Source organism: Bradyrhizobium sp. Leo78, assembly GCF_059512425.1.
Genome location: NZ_JCAMOT010000278.1, coordinates 1 through 390, shown reverse-complemented (window position 1 = coordinate 390; position 390 = coordinate 1). Strand labels below are relative to the sequence as shown.

The following is a 390-nucleotide window of genomic DNA, read 5'->3' as shown; positions in this document are numbered from 1 at the left end:
ACACCGATATTCCGCTCGCCTCCTTCGTCAGTTCCATCGAGCGCAAGAGCGAGCATTCGCCGGCGCAGGTTCCGGGCACGGCGATCTTCCTGACCAGTGATCCGGAATCGGCCCCCGCCGCCCTGCTGCACAATCTCAAACACAACCACGTGCTTCACGACCGCAACGTCATTCTGACGATCCGCACGGTCAACAAGCCGCGTGTACCGAGCCACGACCGCTACAAGGTCGAGCCGATTTCCGAACGCTTCTCGCGCGTCGAGCTGCTCTTCGGCTTCATGGAATCGCAGAACGTCTCGCAGGCGCTGGCGACGCTGCGCAAGACCGGACTGAAGTTCGACATCATGTCGACCTCCTTCTATCTCGGCCGCCGCAAACTGGTGCCGGATG

At 61.5% G+C, this 390-nt stretch carries 1 protein-coding gene; it reads left to right on the top strand.

All coding sequences use genetic code 11. From position 1 onward, the window contains the following. Positions 1-390 (top strand): KUP/HAK/KT family potassium transporter (locus tag AC5ZG1_RS44665; RefSeq protein WP_496136609.1); only part of this gene is annotated, 390 nt, incomplete at both ends.